General features: G+C 43.2%; 17 protein-coding genes. 7 read left to right on the top strand and 10 right to left on the bottom strand.

Going from position 1 to position 14,659, the window contains the following annotated elements; all coding sequences use genetic code 11:
* A partial coding sequence (locus Xhom_RS04995; RefSeq protein WP_244590775.1) for an IS1 family transposase occupies window positions 1-130 on the top strand: 130 nt, incomplete at its 5' end.
* A 16-nt stretch (window positions 131-146) separates the two neighbouring features.
* Here the strand turns inward: Xhom_RS04995 and Xhom_RS04990 are convergent.
* A complete protein-coding gene (locus Xhom_RS04990; protein ID WP_232326380.1) occupies window positions 147-404 on the bottom strand; it encodes an AEC family transporter in 258 nt (85 codons plus the stop codon).
* 230 nt (window positions 405-634) lie between these two features.
* On the opposite strand from Xhom_RS04990, the gene Xhom_RS29995 reads away from it, so the two are divergent.
* Both Xhom_RS29995 and yihA read left to right on the top strand, forming a co-directional pair.
* Complete coding sequence (locus Xhom_RS29995; protein WP_157104627.1) at window positions 635-808, top strand: hypothetical protein; 174 nt, start codon at window positions 635-637, stop codon at window positions 806-808.
* Window positions 809-933: 125 nt separating this feature from the next.
* Window positions 934-1,557 (top strand): ribosome biogenesis GTP-binding protein YihA/YsxC, encoded by a 624-nt coding sequence (gene yihA / locus Xhom_RS04985; RefSeq protein ID WP_069317669.1) that lies wholly within the window; start codon window positions 934-936, stop codon window positions 1,555-1,557.
* Between the two features lie 92 nt (window positions 1,558-1,649).
* On the opposite strand, the gene spfP is transcribed toward yihA, so the two are convergent.
* The 5 genes from spfP to Xhom_RS04965 all read right to left on the bottom strand — a co-directional run bounded on the left by spfP (window position 1,650) and on the right by Xhom_RS04965 (window position 7,277).
* A complete protein-coding gene (spfP, locus tag Xhom_RS48825; protein ID WP_438361642.1) occupies window positions 1,650-1,697 on the bottom strand; it encodes a small protein SpfP in 48 nt (15 codons plus the stop codon).
* A gap of 426 nt (window positions 1,698-2,123) precedes the next feature.
* Window positions 2,124-4,949 carry a DNA polymerase I gene (gene polA, locus Xhom_RS04980; protein WP_069318535.1) on the bottom strand — a complete coding sequence of 942 codons (2,826 nt, stop codon included), beginning with the start codon at window positions 4,947-4,949 and terminating at the stop codon, window positions 2,124-2,126.
* A 409-nt stretch (window positions 4,950-5,358) separates the two neighbouring features.
* Entirely contained in the window at window positions 5,359-5,982 is a 624-nt protein-coding gene (gene dsbA, locus Xhom_RS04975) for a thiol:disulfide interchange protein DsbA (protein ID WP_069317668.1), read from the bottom strand.
* A 17-nt stretch (window positions 5,983-5,999) separates the two neighbouring features.
* The gene (locus Xhom_RS04970; RefSeq protein ID WP_099139651.1) at window positions 6,000-6,986 is read right to left on the bottom strand and encodes a serine/threonine protein kinase; all 987 of its coding nucleotides are present in this window, start codon (window positions 6,984-6,986) and stop codon (window positions 6,000-6,002) included.
* Between the two features lie 21 nt (window positions 6,987-7,007).
* Window positions 7,008-7,277 (bottom strand): YihD family protein, encoded by a 270-nt coding sequence (locus Xhom_RS04965; protein WP_069318534.1) that lies wholly within the window; start codon window positions 7,275-7,277, stop codon window positions 7,008-7,010.
* A gap of 306 nt (window positions 7,278-7,583) precedes the next feature.
* Here Xhom_RS04965 and mobA point away from each other — a divergent pair, with 306 nt between their 5' ends.
* The 4 genes from mobA to Xhom_RS04945 are packed head-to-tail and all read left to right on the top strand — an operon-like array spanning window position 7,584 to window position 11,143.
* On the top strand, window positions 7,584-8,162 hold the full coding sequence (gene mobA / locus Xhom_RS04960) for a molybdenum cofactor guanylyltransferase MobA (RefSeq protein ID WP_069317666.1): 579 nt from the start codon (window positions 7,584-7,586) through the stop codon (window positions 8,160-8,162).
* A gap of 20 nt (window positions 8,163-8,182) precedes the next feature.
* Window positions 8,183-8,716 (top strand): molybdopterin-guanine dinucleotide biosynthesis protein MobB, encoded by a 534-nt coding sequence (mobB, locus tag Xhom_RS04955; RefSeq protein ID WP_069317665.1) that lies wholly within the window; start codon window positions 8,183-8,185, stop codon window positions 8,714-8,716.
* A 16-nt stretch (window positions 8,717-8,732) separates the two neighbouring features.
* Window positions 8,733-9,731 carry a glycoside hydrolase family 113 gene (locus tag Xhom_RS04950; RefSeq protein WP_069317664.1) on the top strand — a complete coding sequence of 333 codons (999 nt, stop codon included), beginning with the start codon at window positions 8,733-8,735 and terminating at the stop codon, window positions 9,729-9,731.
* A 26-nt stretch (window positions 9,732-9,757) separates the two neighbouring features.
* Window positions 9,758-11,143, top strand: coding sequence for a pyridoxal phosphate-dependent decarboxylase family protein (locus Xhom_RS04945; RefSeq protein ID WP_069317663.1), 1,386 nt, complete (start codon window positions 9,758-9,760; stop codon window positions 11,141-11,143).
* Window positions 11,144-11,530: 387 nt separating this feature from the next.
* On the opposite strand, the gene Xhom_RS04940 is transcribed toward Xhom_RS04945, so the two are convergent.
* The 4 genes from Xhom_RS04940 to lsrB form a co-directional block, all read right to left on the bottom strand.
* Window positions 11,531-12,274 (bottom strand): class I SAM-dependent DNA methyltransferase, encoded by a 744-nt coding sequence (locus Xhom_RS04940; protein WP_232326165.1) that lies wholly within the window; start codon window positions 12,272-12,274, stop codon window positions 11,531-11,533.
* Window positions 12,275-12,387: 113 nt separating this feature from the next.
* Window positions 12,388-12,687: a (4S)-4-hydroxy-5-phosphonooxypentane-2,3-dione isomerase gene (gene lsrG / locus Xhom_RS04935; protein ID WP_069317661.1), complete on the bottom strand. Its 300-nt coding sequence runs from the start codon at window positions 12,685-12,687 to the stop codon at window positions 12,388-12,390.
* Between the two features lies 1 nt (window position 12,688).
* Window positions 12,689-13,573, bottom strand: coding sequence for a 3-hydroxy-5-phosphonooxypentane-2,4-dione thiolase (gene lsrF / locus Xhom_RS04930; RefSeq protein ID WP_069317660.1), 885 nt, complete (start codon window positions 13,571-13,573; stop codon window positions 12,689-12,691).
* 66 nt (window positions 13,574-13,639) lie between these two features.
* Window positions 13,640-14,659, bottom strand: a complete 1,020-nt coding sequence (gene lsrB / locus Xhom_RS04925; RefSeq protein ID WP_069317659.1) for an autoinducer 2 ABC transporter substrate-binding protein LsrB — start codon at window positions 14,657-14,659, stop codon at window positions 13,640-13,642.

Below are 14,659 nucleotides of genomic sequence, written 5' to 3'. Positions count from 1 at the left end.
AGAGAGAACGAATTTAACTCAGCGTACTCGAGTAAAAAGACTGAATAGAAAAACTATCAGTTATTCAAAATCCGAAGAAATGCACGATAAGGTGATAGGGACTTTTATTGAGCGTGAGTACTATTTTTGATATTCAATCTAACTATTTAATACATGACCATGATTTTTGCTATCAACATTCCCAGAAGATAAACAATACCGATGCCAACCAAACTAGCGCCAATAAAACCCCACTGTTTCAGCTCACTAATATCTGCACGAGCAATAGCAAGAAACAATAAGGCTGGGAGCGCGATATAAAGCACATAGTCATTGATTAATTTATCGGAATTTCCACTACCTGGACGTAGGCGACCAAAACCATATCCAATCAATATAATCAAAAATATTGGTGCAACTATCATGATCACTTGAAACGTCTCCCACATAGATTTATATAATGTTCGTTTCGACGATTCCCTGATGTATTAAATTTACCGTAATTACTTCAAATGAATATTTACTAATTTTTGGTAAAATTGAAGCAACAGACTAATTTTGTTAAATAAATAATTTCTTTCTTATCATTGAATTTATCAATGATGATAATGTAAAGGTAGCTCAATGCAGCAGGACATTCGAACTGATCGTTTTGATGGACGCGGTATTACCCTATAGCGCATTAACCAACGAATTGCATGTATTATCCTCCAAACATGGCGCACCCAACGTTCCGGCTATTCAGCTCGTTCTGAACGTTACAGATCAAACTCAGGGAGAATTATACCCGCTTTTTGCTGACTATCTGCGCCGTTCATTATCAGAATAAATAGCGGTCAATATCGATAGAAATGTCGATAAAAATGTCAGAATGAAGTTACACCTGTCCACAAGCCATTGCTCTCGGTATAATCACCGCGCTATTTTCGTGTATTCCCCTGGGAGAGAACCATTTTGACCATCAAAAACTACAACTATCACATGACCCACTTTGTCACGAGTGCACCTGACATTCGCCACCTGCCTCAAGATGTGGGCATTGAGGTCGCTTTTGCAGGTCGGTCAAATGCGGGTAAATCCAGCGCTCTGAATGCACTGACCCGCCAAAAAAGCCTTGCACGTACCAGTAAAACCCCTGGCCGTACCCAGTTGATTAACCTGTTCGAGGTAGAAGAAGGGGTTCGTTTGGTGGATTTACCGGGCTATGGTTATGCTGAAGTCCCCGAAGAGATGAAACATAAGTGGCAACAAGCCCTGGGGGAATATCTCCAGAAGCGTGAATGCCTGCTGGGGCTGGTGGTTTTGATGGATATCCGCCATCCACTGAAAGATCTGGATATGCAGATGATCGAATGGGCTGTCGTGATGCAAGTGCCTGTCATGGTATTGCTGACTAAAGCCGATAAACTGGCATCTGGTGCTCGTAAAAGCCAATTGGCGAAAGTTCGTCAGGAGTTGTCCTCTCTGGATGGCAATGTCCAGATAGAATATTTCTCCTCCCTGAAAAAAATCGGCATTGATAAGCTAGAGCAGAAACTCGACCTTTGGTTCAACCAACCTGCCGTTGAAGCGGAATAATCTTCCCTTTTCCGCTCACTTCGTCCTCACTTACATAAAACGGACATAAAAAAACGCCCCAGTCAAAATGAGATGACTGGGGCAGCTAATATTCAGCTAAATCCGATTACGTGAAGTAAAAGGTCTGAAAGATAGAACATCTTACCTCTGTACCCTACGCCGACAACTTTACCTCATTCTTTTAGTCAAAAAAAGACTTTTATGTAATTAATTTTCACAAGTTACCTCGATTCAGCTCTGATAACTTGACCAGAAAAGCTCATAAAATCGCCAATACATGTAGTTTAATTACATAATTTTGAGATATAGATCTAATCTCAAACCTAACCTAAATTGTTGTCAGATGCCACTTTACGGTGTGATGGAGATAATTTCAGTTTATTAAATAAACCGTAATTTCATAAAAATCATTCAATAAAAAATAATTTCTACAAAAAATTATAATCTAACAAAAGAGCCGACTTTTGTTGCGGCTCTTTTGTTTCATTGGAAGAGTAAAGGTTCATTCACAAATTACTGATGAGCAAAATCGCTGTTCTATCCTTCGCTGTTCTATCCGCCTCTGATTAATGTGCCTGATCCCAGTTATCACCGATCCCGACATCCACTCTCAACGGCACATTGAGCTGCATACTTTGCTCCATCAATTGCCGAATTTTCTGCTCTGCCAGCGCCAATTCAGATTCATGCACCTCAAATACTAGTTCATCGTGAACCTGCATAATCATGCGCACATTTGGCTGTTCATTCACAATCCAATCATCAACCGCAATCATTGCCAGTTTGATAATATCCGCCGCCGTACCCTGCATTGGTGCGTTGATCGCCTCACGCTCAGACGCTTTACGGCGCATGGCGTTACGCGATTTGATCTCAGGCAGGTACAATCGGCGCCCTTCCAGCGTTTCAACAAATCCATGATCGGCGGCTTGCTGGCGCGTACGCTCCATATAAGACAATACCCCCGGATACCGCTCAAAGTAGAGATCCATATAACGTTGCGCTTCACCACGAGGAATACCTAGCTGGCGGGATAAACCAAACGCACTCATGCCATAGATCAGACCAAAGTTAATCGCCTTCGCACTGCGACGCTGCTCACTGGTCACTTGTTCCAATGGCACACCAAACACTTCCGCAGCAGTTGCCCGGTGAATGTCTTTACCTTGCGCAAAAGCGTCCAGCAAACCCTTGTCCTGTGACAAGTGCGCCATGATGCGCAATTCAATCTGTGAATAGTCCGCCGCCACAATACGGTAACCCTCTGGCGCAATAAAAGCCTGACGAATACGCCTTCCTTCATCATTGCGAACAGGAATATTTTGCAGGTTTGGATCACGGGAAGAAAGGCGTCCCGTAGCAGTGACTGCCTGATGATATGAGGTATGAACGCGGTTCGTCAGTGGATTAACCATCTGCGGCAGTTTATCCGTATAGGTGGATTTCAGTTTTGCCAAACCACGGTGCTCCAGAATCACCCGAGGCAATTCATGCTGTTCTGCCAGCTCTTCCAGTACTTCCTCGTTGGTCGATGGCGCACCATTCGGGGTCTTTTTCAGCACAGGCAACTTCATTTTCTCAAACAGAATGGTTTGTAACTGCTTAGGTGAAGCCAGATTGAATTCTTCCCCTGCCAGCTCATAAGCGGATTTTTCCAGCTCATCTAAACGTGCAGTGATTTCCCGTGAATGCTCAGCCAGTGTTTGGGCGCTGATCAATACACCTGTCCGTTCTATACGGGAAAGCACCGGTACCAACGGCATTTCAATTTTTTGGAAGATCTTGTTCAGGGTCGATACGCTTTCTATCTGCGGATACATGGCCTGATGTAATCTCAAGGTCACATCCGCATCTTCAGCAGCATATTTTGATGCTTCTTCCAGTGGGATTTGATTGAAAGTCAGCTGCTTTTTGCCCTTGCCCGCAATTTCTTCAAACGTTGTCGTCTTATACCCCAAATGCCGCTCTGCAAGACTATCCATATCATGTCGTCCAGCTACGCTATTCAGGACATACGATTCCAGCATGGTATCAAAAACGATACCATTCAGCGCAACGTCATAACGTGCCAGAACCCCTCGATCAAATTTCAGATTTTGACCAATTTTAGGCAGATTTGCATCTTCCAGCAGCGGTTTTAATGCGGCGAGAACGTCATGCAAATCCAACTGCTGAGGTGCATCCAGATAATCGTGCCCCAGCGGCAGATAAGCCGCTTCAACGTCTGATTCCCTCGCTTCTGTTTTATTTACAGCCTCTGTTTTATCCACAGAAATAGCAAAAGACATCCCCACAAGATTGGCTGTCAAAGTATCAAGGCCATCCGTTTCTGTATCAAAAGAGAACGCCGGAGCCTGTTTCAGCTTCTCAATCCACTCATCAAGGGATTGACGATCAAGGATGGTTTGATAGTTTTCCGGTGAAATTTTGACAGCGGTTGGTGCAACCGCCGCGGATTGAGACTTAGTGCTGGCAGCAGCCTGTTTCTGGCCGTTACCTTCCAGCCAACTGCCATTCTGCACGTCATTGATCCAACGCTTGAACTCATAGTGGCTAAACAGGGCTAGCAATTCACCAGCATCCGGTGGCACAACGGAGAGTCCCAAACACGTTTTATCCAGCTCAACATCAGTTTTAATTGTTGCCAATTTATATGAGAGATAAGCCACCTCTTTATGCTGTTCCATTTTTCCGCCCAATGTCTTGGCACCCCGGAAACTCAGTGTGGCTATCTCATCAAGTCTGGCATAGATATCATTCAATCCACCAATGCCCTGCAACAATCCCAATGCCGTTTTCTCTCCTACTCCCGGCACACCAGGAATATTGTCGGAAGAATCCCCCATCAGAGCGAGAAAATCGATCATCAATTCAGGTGGAATACCATACTTTTCTGTTACCTCTTTCGGCCCCAGAATCGTATTGGTCATGGTATTAATCAACGTAATATTCTGTGTCACTAACTGCGCCATATCTTTATCGCCAGTGCTGATTAGAACAGCGCGGCCTTCTTTTTCAGCCTGCAACGCCAATGTTCCGATAACATCATCAGCTTCAACACCCCCTACAACCAGAATTGGCAATCCCATTGCCTTGACCATTTTATGCAGCGGCTCAATCTGAGCACGCAAATCATCCGGCATCGGTGGTCGATGGGATTTATATTCAGCAAATAACTCATCACGGAACGTTTTACCCTTGGCATCAAATACAACCGCCACATGGCTAGGTTTATATTGCATGATCAAGCTACGCAACATGTTCAGCACGCCGTACATGGCGCCCGTTGGTTCTCCTGCACTGTTCGTCAGTGGAGGAAACGCATGGTATGCACGGTAAAGGTATGAAGAACCATCAACCAAAATCAGGGGATTGTCTGCTATCTGTGCCATAAAATTATCTTCGTCATTCTGTGGGATGAATAAAGAATAGAATGCCATACTGTGTCGTTATAGACGAATTTTGCGAAAATTTTCTCGCGCTAACATGTATTTTCTAACAAATATTTTGATTAATGAACTGTGGATAACTTTGTGCACAAAAAAATGGCACATAAACTAGATTTATGTTTCTTGTGGTAAAAAGTGAATAACAGAAGGTGAAAATCAATAGATTACACGAAATATTACGGAAATATTGCAACTACTTAAGAATCACAGACTTGTGGATATAACCGGAGTTTATGTTATGAAAGGAGCTTTTCAGCAAGCATTGTGCCAGCTTTAGCTTGGCCGACACAATGCCGTGTTATTTTATATTAATATAACGTTCTTTGTTTCTTTACGGCCACGATTTTGCAGCTTATTTTTTTGTCACCAGATAATTCACTACATCAGAGAATTTTTTGCCGTAGTCCAGCGCTGAATTAGTATCAATGCCGCCATTATTAATCATGTACTTACCATTAATGAAAACAGCAGGAACACCAGTCAAGTTGAAATCCTGAGCTGCTTGACGCTCTTTAGCCGCTACAGATTGCACGATGAAACTGTTCAATGCCGCATCATACTCTTCACCAGACACACCAGCCTTGATAAAGGCATTACGGATGTCTGCCTTATTATTGATGGTTTGAGTTTTTTGAATACCTTCAAACAAAATTGGCGTAACTTTATCTTCAACTTTCATGACGATAGCGACCGCCCAGGCATCGGTCAGATCTTTCCCCAATGGTCCCAGAAAATCAACATGATAACGTTCAAGGGTCACACCTGCAGGCAAGTTTTTCTCAACAGTAGAAGGAACGTGATAAATATTCTCAAACTGATAACAATGAGGACAATAAAAAGAGAAGAATTCTAAAACCTGCGGCTGATTAGCAACCGGATTTTTTAATTCAACATACTGCTTTTCTTCAGAAAAACCGGAAGCGAATGCATTGAATGCCATAAACGCTCCCACAAGTGCTAGCCAAAATTTTTTCATAATGGTCTCCAGAAAAATTAATACATCGGATTAAGTTGTAAAGGTGGTTCCTGTAACAGCCGGATTTGTTCATAAAAAAGACTTATCTGCTGATTCCAGAAATCGCTATCGGCCATCCATGGAAATGCTTTGGGAAAGGCGGGATCTTGCCAACGACGCGCAACCCAAGCCAAATAATAGACCATTCGCATTGCGCGCAGAGGTTCCACCAACGCTAATGTCTTCGGATCAAAATCGGTAAACTGAGTATATGACTCAAGCAAGATATCCAACTGAACCAACCGCTCTTGTCGTGAGCCATTAAGCAACATCCACAAATCTTGCACTGCCGGGCCATTGCGGGCATCATCAAGATCCACGAACCATGCTTCATCACGCCACAAGATATTACCTGCATGACAATCTCCATGCAGCCGCTGTACTTGCCAGTTATCATGCCACTGACTGGCGACAACCTTGTTCAGTTCATCCAGCGCGACAAAAAAATCGTTTTTATGTCGGGCAGGAATAAGTTCACATCCAGAAAAATATTGATATGGCTGGGACAGATATTCATCAAGGCTAATGGTAGGACGAACAGAAAAAGGTTTTTGGCGACCAATTTGATGGATCTTTCCCAACAATTGTCCAACATCTTCCAACTGGTCAAAGTTATCTGATTCGTATTGACGTCCTCCCACACTCGGGAAAAGTGCAAAAAAGAACCCTTCATGTTTCAACACCGTCTGACCATCAAACATCAGCGGAGTCGCAATCGGCAAATCAGCCTGCAGCAATTCATGCGCGAAATCATGTTCTTCTTGGATCTGCTGCTGACTCCAACGCAAGGGACGATAAAATTTCACGACATAACGCTTGCGTTCCTCATCCATGAATTGATAAACACGATTTTCGTAACTATTCAATTCTGTCAAACCTGAATCAATGTACAGGCCAGACTGCCCCAACGCATCCATGATTAAATCCGGCGTTATATTCTGAAAATTAAAAGCCTTCGATTCCATCACAACCCTGCTCTCTCTTCATCAATTTTTAACAATACCACGGGCTCGCAGCAAAGCCGTCTTAAAATCTTTTTCATAATCTTTTTTCAATCCGGGAATTTCTGCATGGTTATCTGTAACGCGCATTTTCAGGTGATAAATCAGAATATCATCTGTTAACTCAGACAACTGCCCTTTGAAGCCCGCTTCATCAGCCAATTTTTGCAAAAGCTCCACCAAATTTAAATTGGACTCATTTTTCCATACTGGATGTAAAAGTTCGATAACTTCATTGAGGCGGTGACACTTCATTGTCAGTTCCTTATAAATACCCTGTGCCCAATAGATTTTGAGTTGCATTGCGGGGAAAATGACTGAATTCCCAAAAGCATAGCTCACTCTGTGACTAAGGTGAATGAACACAATCAACCTAAAGGCAACTTAAAAGATGAAGGGTATACAAATTAGCAGGGATAATGGCTCCTAGAAAGAGTTGGTCTGTCAATCAGCGTAAAGGTTATACTCCCACCTTAAAGCAGCATAGTTAAATATCGATTCACAATGTTTATATATACCCAAACATGCAATATTTCATTGGCAAATATCAGGTGATTTAACATGACGTATCCAAAAATCAGTGGTGCAATTCTGGCTGGAGGACTATCCACCCGCATGGGAGGAAATGACAAAGGATTGCTGCAATTCGATGATGCTCCATTATACCAGCACATCGCCACAAAATTGCAGCCACAGGTTCATGAGCTGGTGATTAACGCCAATCGTAATCTTGATATTTATCAACAGAGTGGTTATCCCATCATACCGGATATCATTACCGATTTTTCCGGGCCACTGGCAGGTATGCTGACTGTTTTGAAAAATGCTATTAATGAATGGGTAGTCTTTGTTCCCTGTGATGTACCGGATTTTCCTGAAGACCTCGTCGAAAAACTGTGGCGTTATAAACAACACGCTTGGGCGGCTTATGCTCACGACTGCGAACGTGCCCATCCGACCTTAACATTAATGCACCGCAGTTTAATTCCCCGATTAGAAAGCTACCTCGCTTTAGGGGATAGAAAGCTCATGTTCTTCATGCAGATGATTAAAGCGAAAGCCGTCTATTTCCCTGAACCCCGAGCTTTCACCAACTTAAATACACCTGAAGAATGTTATCACTGGGAATACCAGCATTGAGAATATCTTCGGGAATCAGCATGAGTCGTGACTTCAATAATACAGAACTTCCCATGTTGGGGATCACCGCTTATAGCGGAACAGGAAAAACAACTCTGTTAAAACAGGTCATCCCATTACTGTGCCAGAAAAATATCCGTGTCGGTCTGATTAAGCATACCCACCATAATATGGATGTCGATAAGCCGGGCAAAGACAGCTATGAACTGCGTAAAGCCGGAGCAGCACAAACATTAGTTGCCAGCCAGCAGCGCTGGGCATTGATGACAGAAACAGCAAATTTGCCAGAGATGGATTTGAACTACCTCGCCAGCCGATTCGATGCGAACTCGCTGGATTTGATTCTGGTTGAAGGGTTCAAACAAGAGCCAATTCCTAAAATAGCACTTTACCGAGACGCTCTGAACCACACTATTGATGAGATCCTCGATCCCGATGTGATCGCCATTGCCAGTGATATCGCGCTGACAACATCACTTCCGCAGCTTGATATCAATCAGCCGGAACAAGTAGCAATCTTTATCGCCGAGTGGTTATACCAACTAAAAAAATAATATAGGGGTATTTATCATGATAACTCCCGCAAAAGTAAGCACCATAACAACAGGAAAAATAAAATCCGGTAATATCACAGTATGGGATGTTGGGAATATAGAAAAAATTTTAGCCGATATCAGACGCTTTAATTTAAATACTGTCAATGTTCCCGTCCAAATAGACATTCCAAGTGTTACTTCCTCAACGATGACGGTTAACCAATTACAGAAGCAAAAAGCCATTACTCTAATTGAGGAGTTATTACATCATAATATCCAGATTATCGTTGAACCCTTCCCATTTATTCAACAGGGCAGTATTGGTGAAACAGAATGGAACCCAGGCAACATCAATGATTTCTTTTGGAATTGGAAAACCATTGTCTTACAAGACATCCTGACTTCGGTAACAAAACAACACACTATTTACGGATTAAAAATCGCTTCTAACTTTATTAATATGGAGTATGCGGAAGGCTATTGGAATGATGTCATCGATTTTGTCCGCCAACAATACCAAGGTAATGTGTTATATCAGATGAATTCGTGGATAACCGCAATTTGGGATCCCATCTATGAGACAAAATTCATCGAAAAAATAAACCGCTCTTATTTAAAAAGAGTCGATATTGTCAGCATCGATAGCTGGTTTGAAGTTTCAGATAAAAAAATCCCCTCTTATCCCGAAATAAAACAAAGCCTATTCTCAACAACTGTTTATAGCCGTGAGCAAAATATCATGCAACAGATAGAAAAATTACATCAAGAGACAGGAAAACCATTATATTTTGGTGGATTTAATATTCCGGCACGCGAATTTGGCTTGAAACACCCTTGGAATCCAGATGTATCAACCGTGTTATCAACGGACATTCAAATTAACGGATGGCGGGCTTATAGAGAAGAATTGGAAATAAAAGCCTATTTCAAAGGATTTTCAATCTGGTTTATTGGTTCTTATGATAAAAAACATGCTTACCAGATCCACAGTAAAGAAGCAGAAACAATCATCTATGGATGGTATGAAAAATAAAATAACGATAATGGGGAAATAACACTATGGAAGATTCAATCCGCGATGCCTCGCTGTCCGCGGTTAAAGTTGCAAGTGAAATCGCATACAGCTACGTCAGTGAAGTTCGAAACCAACGGTTATTTCCCGACGCCAGCGCATTATCAGGTCTGCAACATTTCGATCAGCCATTACCCGCAGCGGGAACCGACAGCCAACAAGTACTTGAACAACTTCACACCTACGGTTCACCAGCGACAGTCGCAACAACAGGAGGCCGGTATTTTGGTCTGGTTGTTGGTGGCTCAACACCTGCCGCAATGGGTGCCAATATTATCACCAGTGCTTGGGATCAAATCGCACTAATGGAATCCTCTTCTCCTATCGCCAATCAGTTAGAAAAGATCGCCGGACGCTGGGTTTTGGAACTTTTGGATTTACCATCAGAGGCGTTCGTCGGTTTTGTAACGGGTACAACCATGGCTCATGTCAGTGCCTTAGCCGCCGCACGACATTATTTGTGCCAGAAACAAGGCTATGATCTTGCTGAACAAGGCCTACACAACGCACCTGAATTGAAAGTTGTACTCTCCGAAGAAGTTCATATCTCCGTTTTGAAAGCGCTAAGATTGCTTGGCTTTGGGCGTTCACAATTCATTTTTGTGCCATGTGATCTACAGGGGCGAATCATTGAAAGTGCCGTTCCAGAGTTTTCTGACAATATGATTCTGGTGTTACAGGCCGGAAATGTTAATTCTGGCAGTTCAGACAACTTTCATACCCTGATCCCTAAAGCCAAAAAAGCGGGCTGTTGGGTACATGTGGATGGTGCTTTTGGACTTTGGGCAAGAGCATCGAGAGAAAAATCAGCCTTAGTTGCCGGTATTGAAGCTGCCGATTCGTGGGCCGTGGATGCACACAAATGGCTCAATACTCCATACGATTGTGGTATGTGTATCGTGCGCCATAAACAAGTATTAAGAGAAGTCATGACAACTTCTGCCGCGTATGTGGAGACACAAGAGATGTGGCAGGCAAAAGATATGCTGCCAGAATTCTCCCGTAGAGCCAGAGCTGTCGAAGTATGGGCAGCAATAGCAGAACTTGGTTCTCAGGGTATTGAGGCGTTGGTTGATCGCTGCTGTTTATATACGAAAATGTTCGCTGAAGGGCTGGAATTACTCGGTTTTGACGTACTCAATGACGTTGTTCTTAATCAGGTCGTCGCTTGCTTACCTGATATCCATTTGCAGCGGGCAATGTTACACAAAGTGCAGCAATCCGGTGAATGCTGGTTTGGACAAACAACGTGGCAAGGGCAAGAAGCCATTCGTCTCAGCGTCAGTTCTTGGGCTACCACGGAGGACGATATTCAGCGCAGCTTGAAAGCAATCTCTGCTGCCATTGACGAGATTCAACAACAGGCTATTTGAAACTTGCTTTTTCTGCCTCATACATTGAAGCAATAACTCTTGGAAAGGGTTCGGTTAAAAATCCAAACGCCCTGATAATAGTATCAAGGGCGTAAAATCATATATATGTAAACACTCATATAAGCTGTAACCATATAAAATTAAAAACAAAAAATATTATCAAATATATCTATCAATGATGATTGAAGCAGATACCTTATACCAAGGCTTCTGAGGGCTAAACTTCCCAGATGATTGCCGAAGGGCCCTACGTATTGATGAAACCACGGTAAACCGCCATCTGAGAAACTATTTCAGTCAGGAAAAATAGAAACCTGAAAATGGCGGTTCCGAATTCTGTTTAATGTCACCCTTCAATAATAATCTCCTGATATTAAAGATCTATTTTCAATAGTGGCAGTTCAAACCTGTATTAAGACAATTCTGTTGAAAAAGGAACCAAAAATCCTGCGAATGAAGCTGAATATCACTTTCCAAGATATTTGTTTTTTTCCACTCAAATTGGCTGAACCCAGCCTTTTCAACAGCAGACTCATAATCCTCACGACTCCATTGATAGAATGTAAAAGGACTTGGTGGTGTACTAAGAAATTCCGCCTGATAACGATTTCCGCCTTTCCATGGTTCTTTGCCTAAGATATTTATGCCATAAACAGCATAGTTGCCCATTTCTAATCGATAATCTGGCGAAGTCGTATAAGCCACTAACTTACCCGAAGGTTTTAGATTACGAGCAATATTATAGAACATACTCTCAAGCTCTTTGAGCGACTCAGCATAATTAAACAGCCAAGCCGCAACAACGAGATCGAACTTGCCAAATGATTCCATATCGCAAACATCTCGGATATGAAACTCAAGATCATCACCAGATTGTTTCGATTTTGCCCTGGCAAGCTCTATCATTTTTTCTGAGATATCTATACCGACAACTTTTGCTGCCCCACAATTGCGAAGCTTCCGACCGAAATACCCATTTCCACAAGCCACATCCAGAACTGATTTACCATGTACATCACCTATACTCTTGAGGATAGTACGTACTTCTACCTTAACGTGGGCGGCAGCCTTCATAAAATGTTCATAGCGATCAGCGATGAAGTTATAATCTAATTTTTTTTCAATCATCATTATTACCCTCTAATATTACTTTTATTCAAGGTAAATAGAGGGTAAAGTAATCCTGTTTTCCATTTAATGACAAGTGAAATATCACCTGCCATATATCCTGATATACCTTTGCCTTACTTACCTTCCGGCATCAAACCAATAAACGTGGTCTTTTTCCGTGGCTCAGTCATCAATGCTTCCAGTTTTTCGACACAACGCAAGTAATGAGGGGTTTTCTTATGCGCCGCAACAGCCTCTTCATCGTTATAGGCTTCATAAATATAGAAGCGAGTCGGGATATTTTCATCATGCAGTACATCAAATCGTAAATTGCCCGGCTCTTTAATGGAGCCGAGATGATTATCCCGGAATACTTCGATAAATTCGTCTATTTTGTCGGCTTTAACGTTAATCTCAACTAATGTGACGTGCATATTATTCTCCCTTGGCTTTTTCACTCAGGAAAATTTCATAAGCCTGAGCGGGTTTCTCATTGTGATGCACCACAGCCTGTACCGCTTTCAGCATCGCAATAGGAGCTTCCGATTGGAAAATATTGCGTCCCATGTCCACACCAGATGCACCCTGATCAATCGCCTGATAGCACATATTCAACGCATCTAGCTCCGGTAATTTCTTGCCGCCGGCAATCACAATCGGCACTGGACAACCCGCCGCAATCCGCTCAAAACCGCTATCGACATAATAGGTTTTGATAATGTTCGCCCCTATTTCAGCCGCAATGCGAGTCGCCAGCGAGAAATAACGCTGATCACGGGCCATATCTTTGCCGACACCCGTCACTGCCATGGTTGGCATACCATAACGCGTTCCTTGATCCACCAGCTTGATAATATTCTTGATGGATTGATGTTCGTGTTCTGAACCGATATAAACCTGCGCCGCCACCGCACAGACGTTGAGACGAAGTGCATCTTCCATCGCCACCGCAACAGCTTCGTTGGATAGTTCAGTCAGAATCGAGTTAGCACCAGACGCACGCAGAACCACAGGTTTATTGGTTGCGGGAGGAACCTGACTACGTAGGATGCCACGGGTACACATCAGTACATCGGTATGTTCAAACAGCGGGGCGATATTGATATCAATACGCTCCAAACCCGTCGTAGGCCCCTGAAAATAACCGTGGTCAAATGCCAACATGACTGTTTTATTGGTCGCAGGATTGAAGATCCGTGCTAAACGGGACTGCATGCCCCAATCCAGCGCACCACAGCCTTTCAGTTCAAACAGAGTGTTCTTTTGCGGTGTATCAATGCCAAAATCTTTACCGTCTTTGATATCATCTAAATCTGCCATTTCTCCCTCCAGAAAGGTGTCAGAGTCGGGCTGTATGTCAGCCCTATGAATCAGAAATCGTCTTAATTAGAAATCGTACTGATTGATATTGTCTTTGGTGAAAATCACCCGCTCCGGCATTACGACAATACCGTTGCCTTTCGCTTCATAACGGTATCCCTGTACGCTGTTGGGTGAGATTTCAATGTTGCCAATATCAGGAATATTCAATTTATCTCCCACATTCAGATCGCCTTTTTGCAACATCTCATTGGCAATATGAATGGCTATCTTGCCCTGCTTGACCACATCCCACAGAGCAAACTGTTTGACCGTGCCATTTTCAACATAAGGGCGCATCACATTCGGGTTGCTGAATCCAACAATCGCAACATCCTGACGTTTCAGGTTTTCTGCTGCCTGAGCTGCCGCAGGCAAAGCGTTTGCATCCGGGGCGATAATCGCATCCAAATCATCCCACGCTTTTAAGATACCTTCCGCAGTTTGCAAAGATTTCGTGGCATCGTTATACCCAAACCGAGTGGTAACAATTTCCCAGTTTGGATGTTCCTCTGCTATTTTGGCCTTGGCTTCTTTTACCCACTGGTTTTGATCCGTCACTGTCGGGCTGGAATAGAAAAACGCCACTTTCGCTTTTTCTTTTTTCACCTGATTAGCTGCCATATCGACCAGTATTCCGCCCAACTGCTTTGGTGTTCCCTGATCAATATAGATGGAGCGGCATTCTGGTGCAGTATCAGAATCCCACGTCAATACTTTGATACCTCGTTTCATCGCACGTTTCAAGGCAGGGCACAAGCCATCTGGTGATACGGCTGACACCACAAGCGCGTCATAGCCTTGATTAACAAAGTTATTAATAAGCTGAACCTGTCCCGCAACACTCGGCTCTGTCGGGCCATCATAAGTGACTTCAACACCCAGCGTCTTACCGGCTTCTACCGCACCTTGGCCGCCGCTGGTAAAGAACCCAACACCGACTAATTTAGGAATAAACGCAATCTTCTCTGCCGCCTGTGCTAAGGAAACACACCCCAGACTTAATGCAGCAGCCAAAGCCAGTTTTTTCATTGTTGGTGCTTTCAT

The sequence above is a fragment of the Xenorhabdus hominickii genome, from assembly GCF_002632725.1.
Taxonomy (GTDB): Bacteria; Pseudomonadota; Gammaproteobacteria; order Enterobacterales; family Enterobacteriaceae; genus Xenorhabdus; species Xenorhabdus hominickii.
Note: the sequence above shows the minus strand (reverse complement) of the source record. Positions and strands in the feature narration are given on the sequence as shown.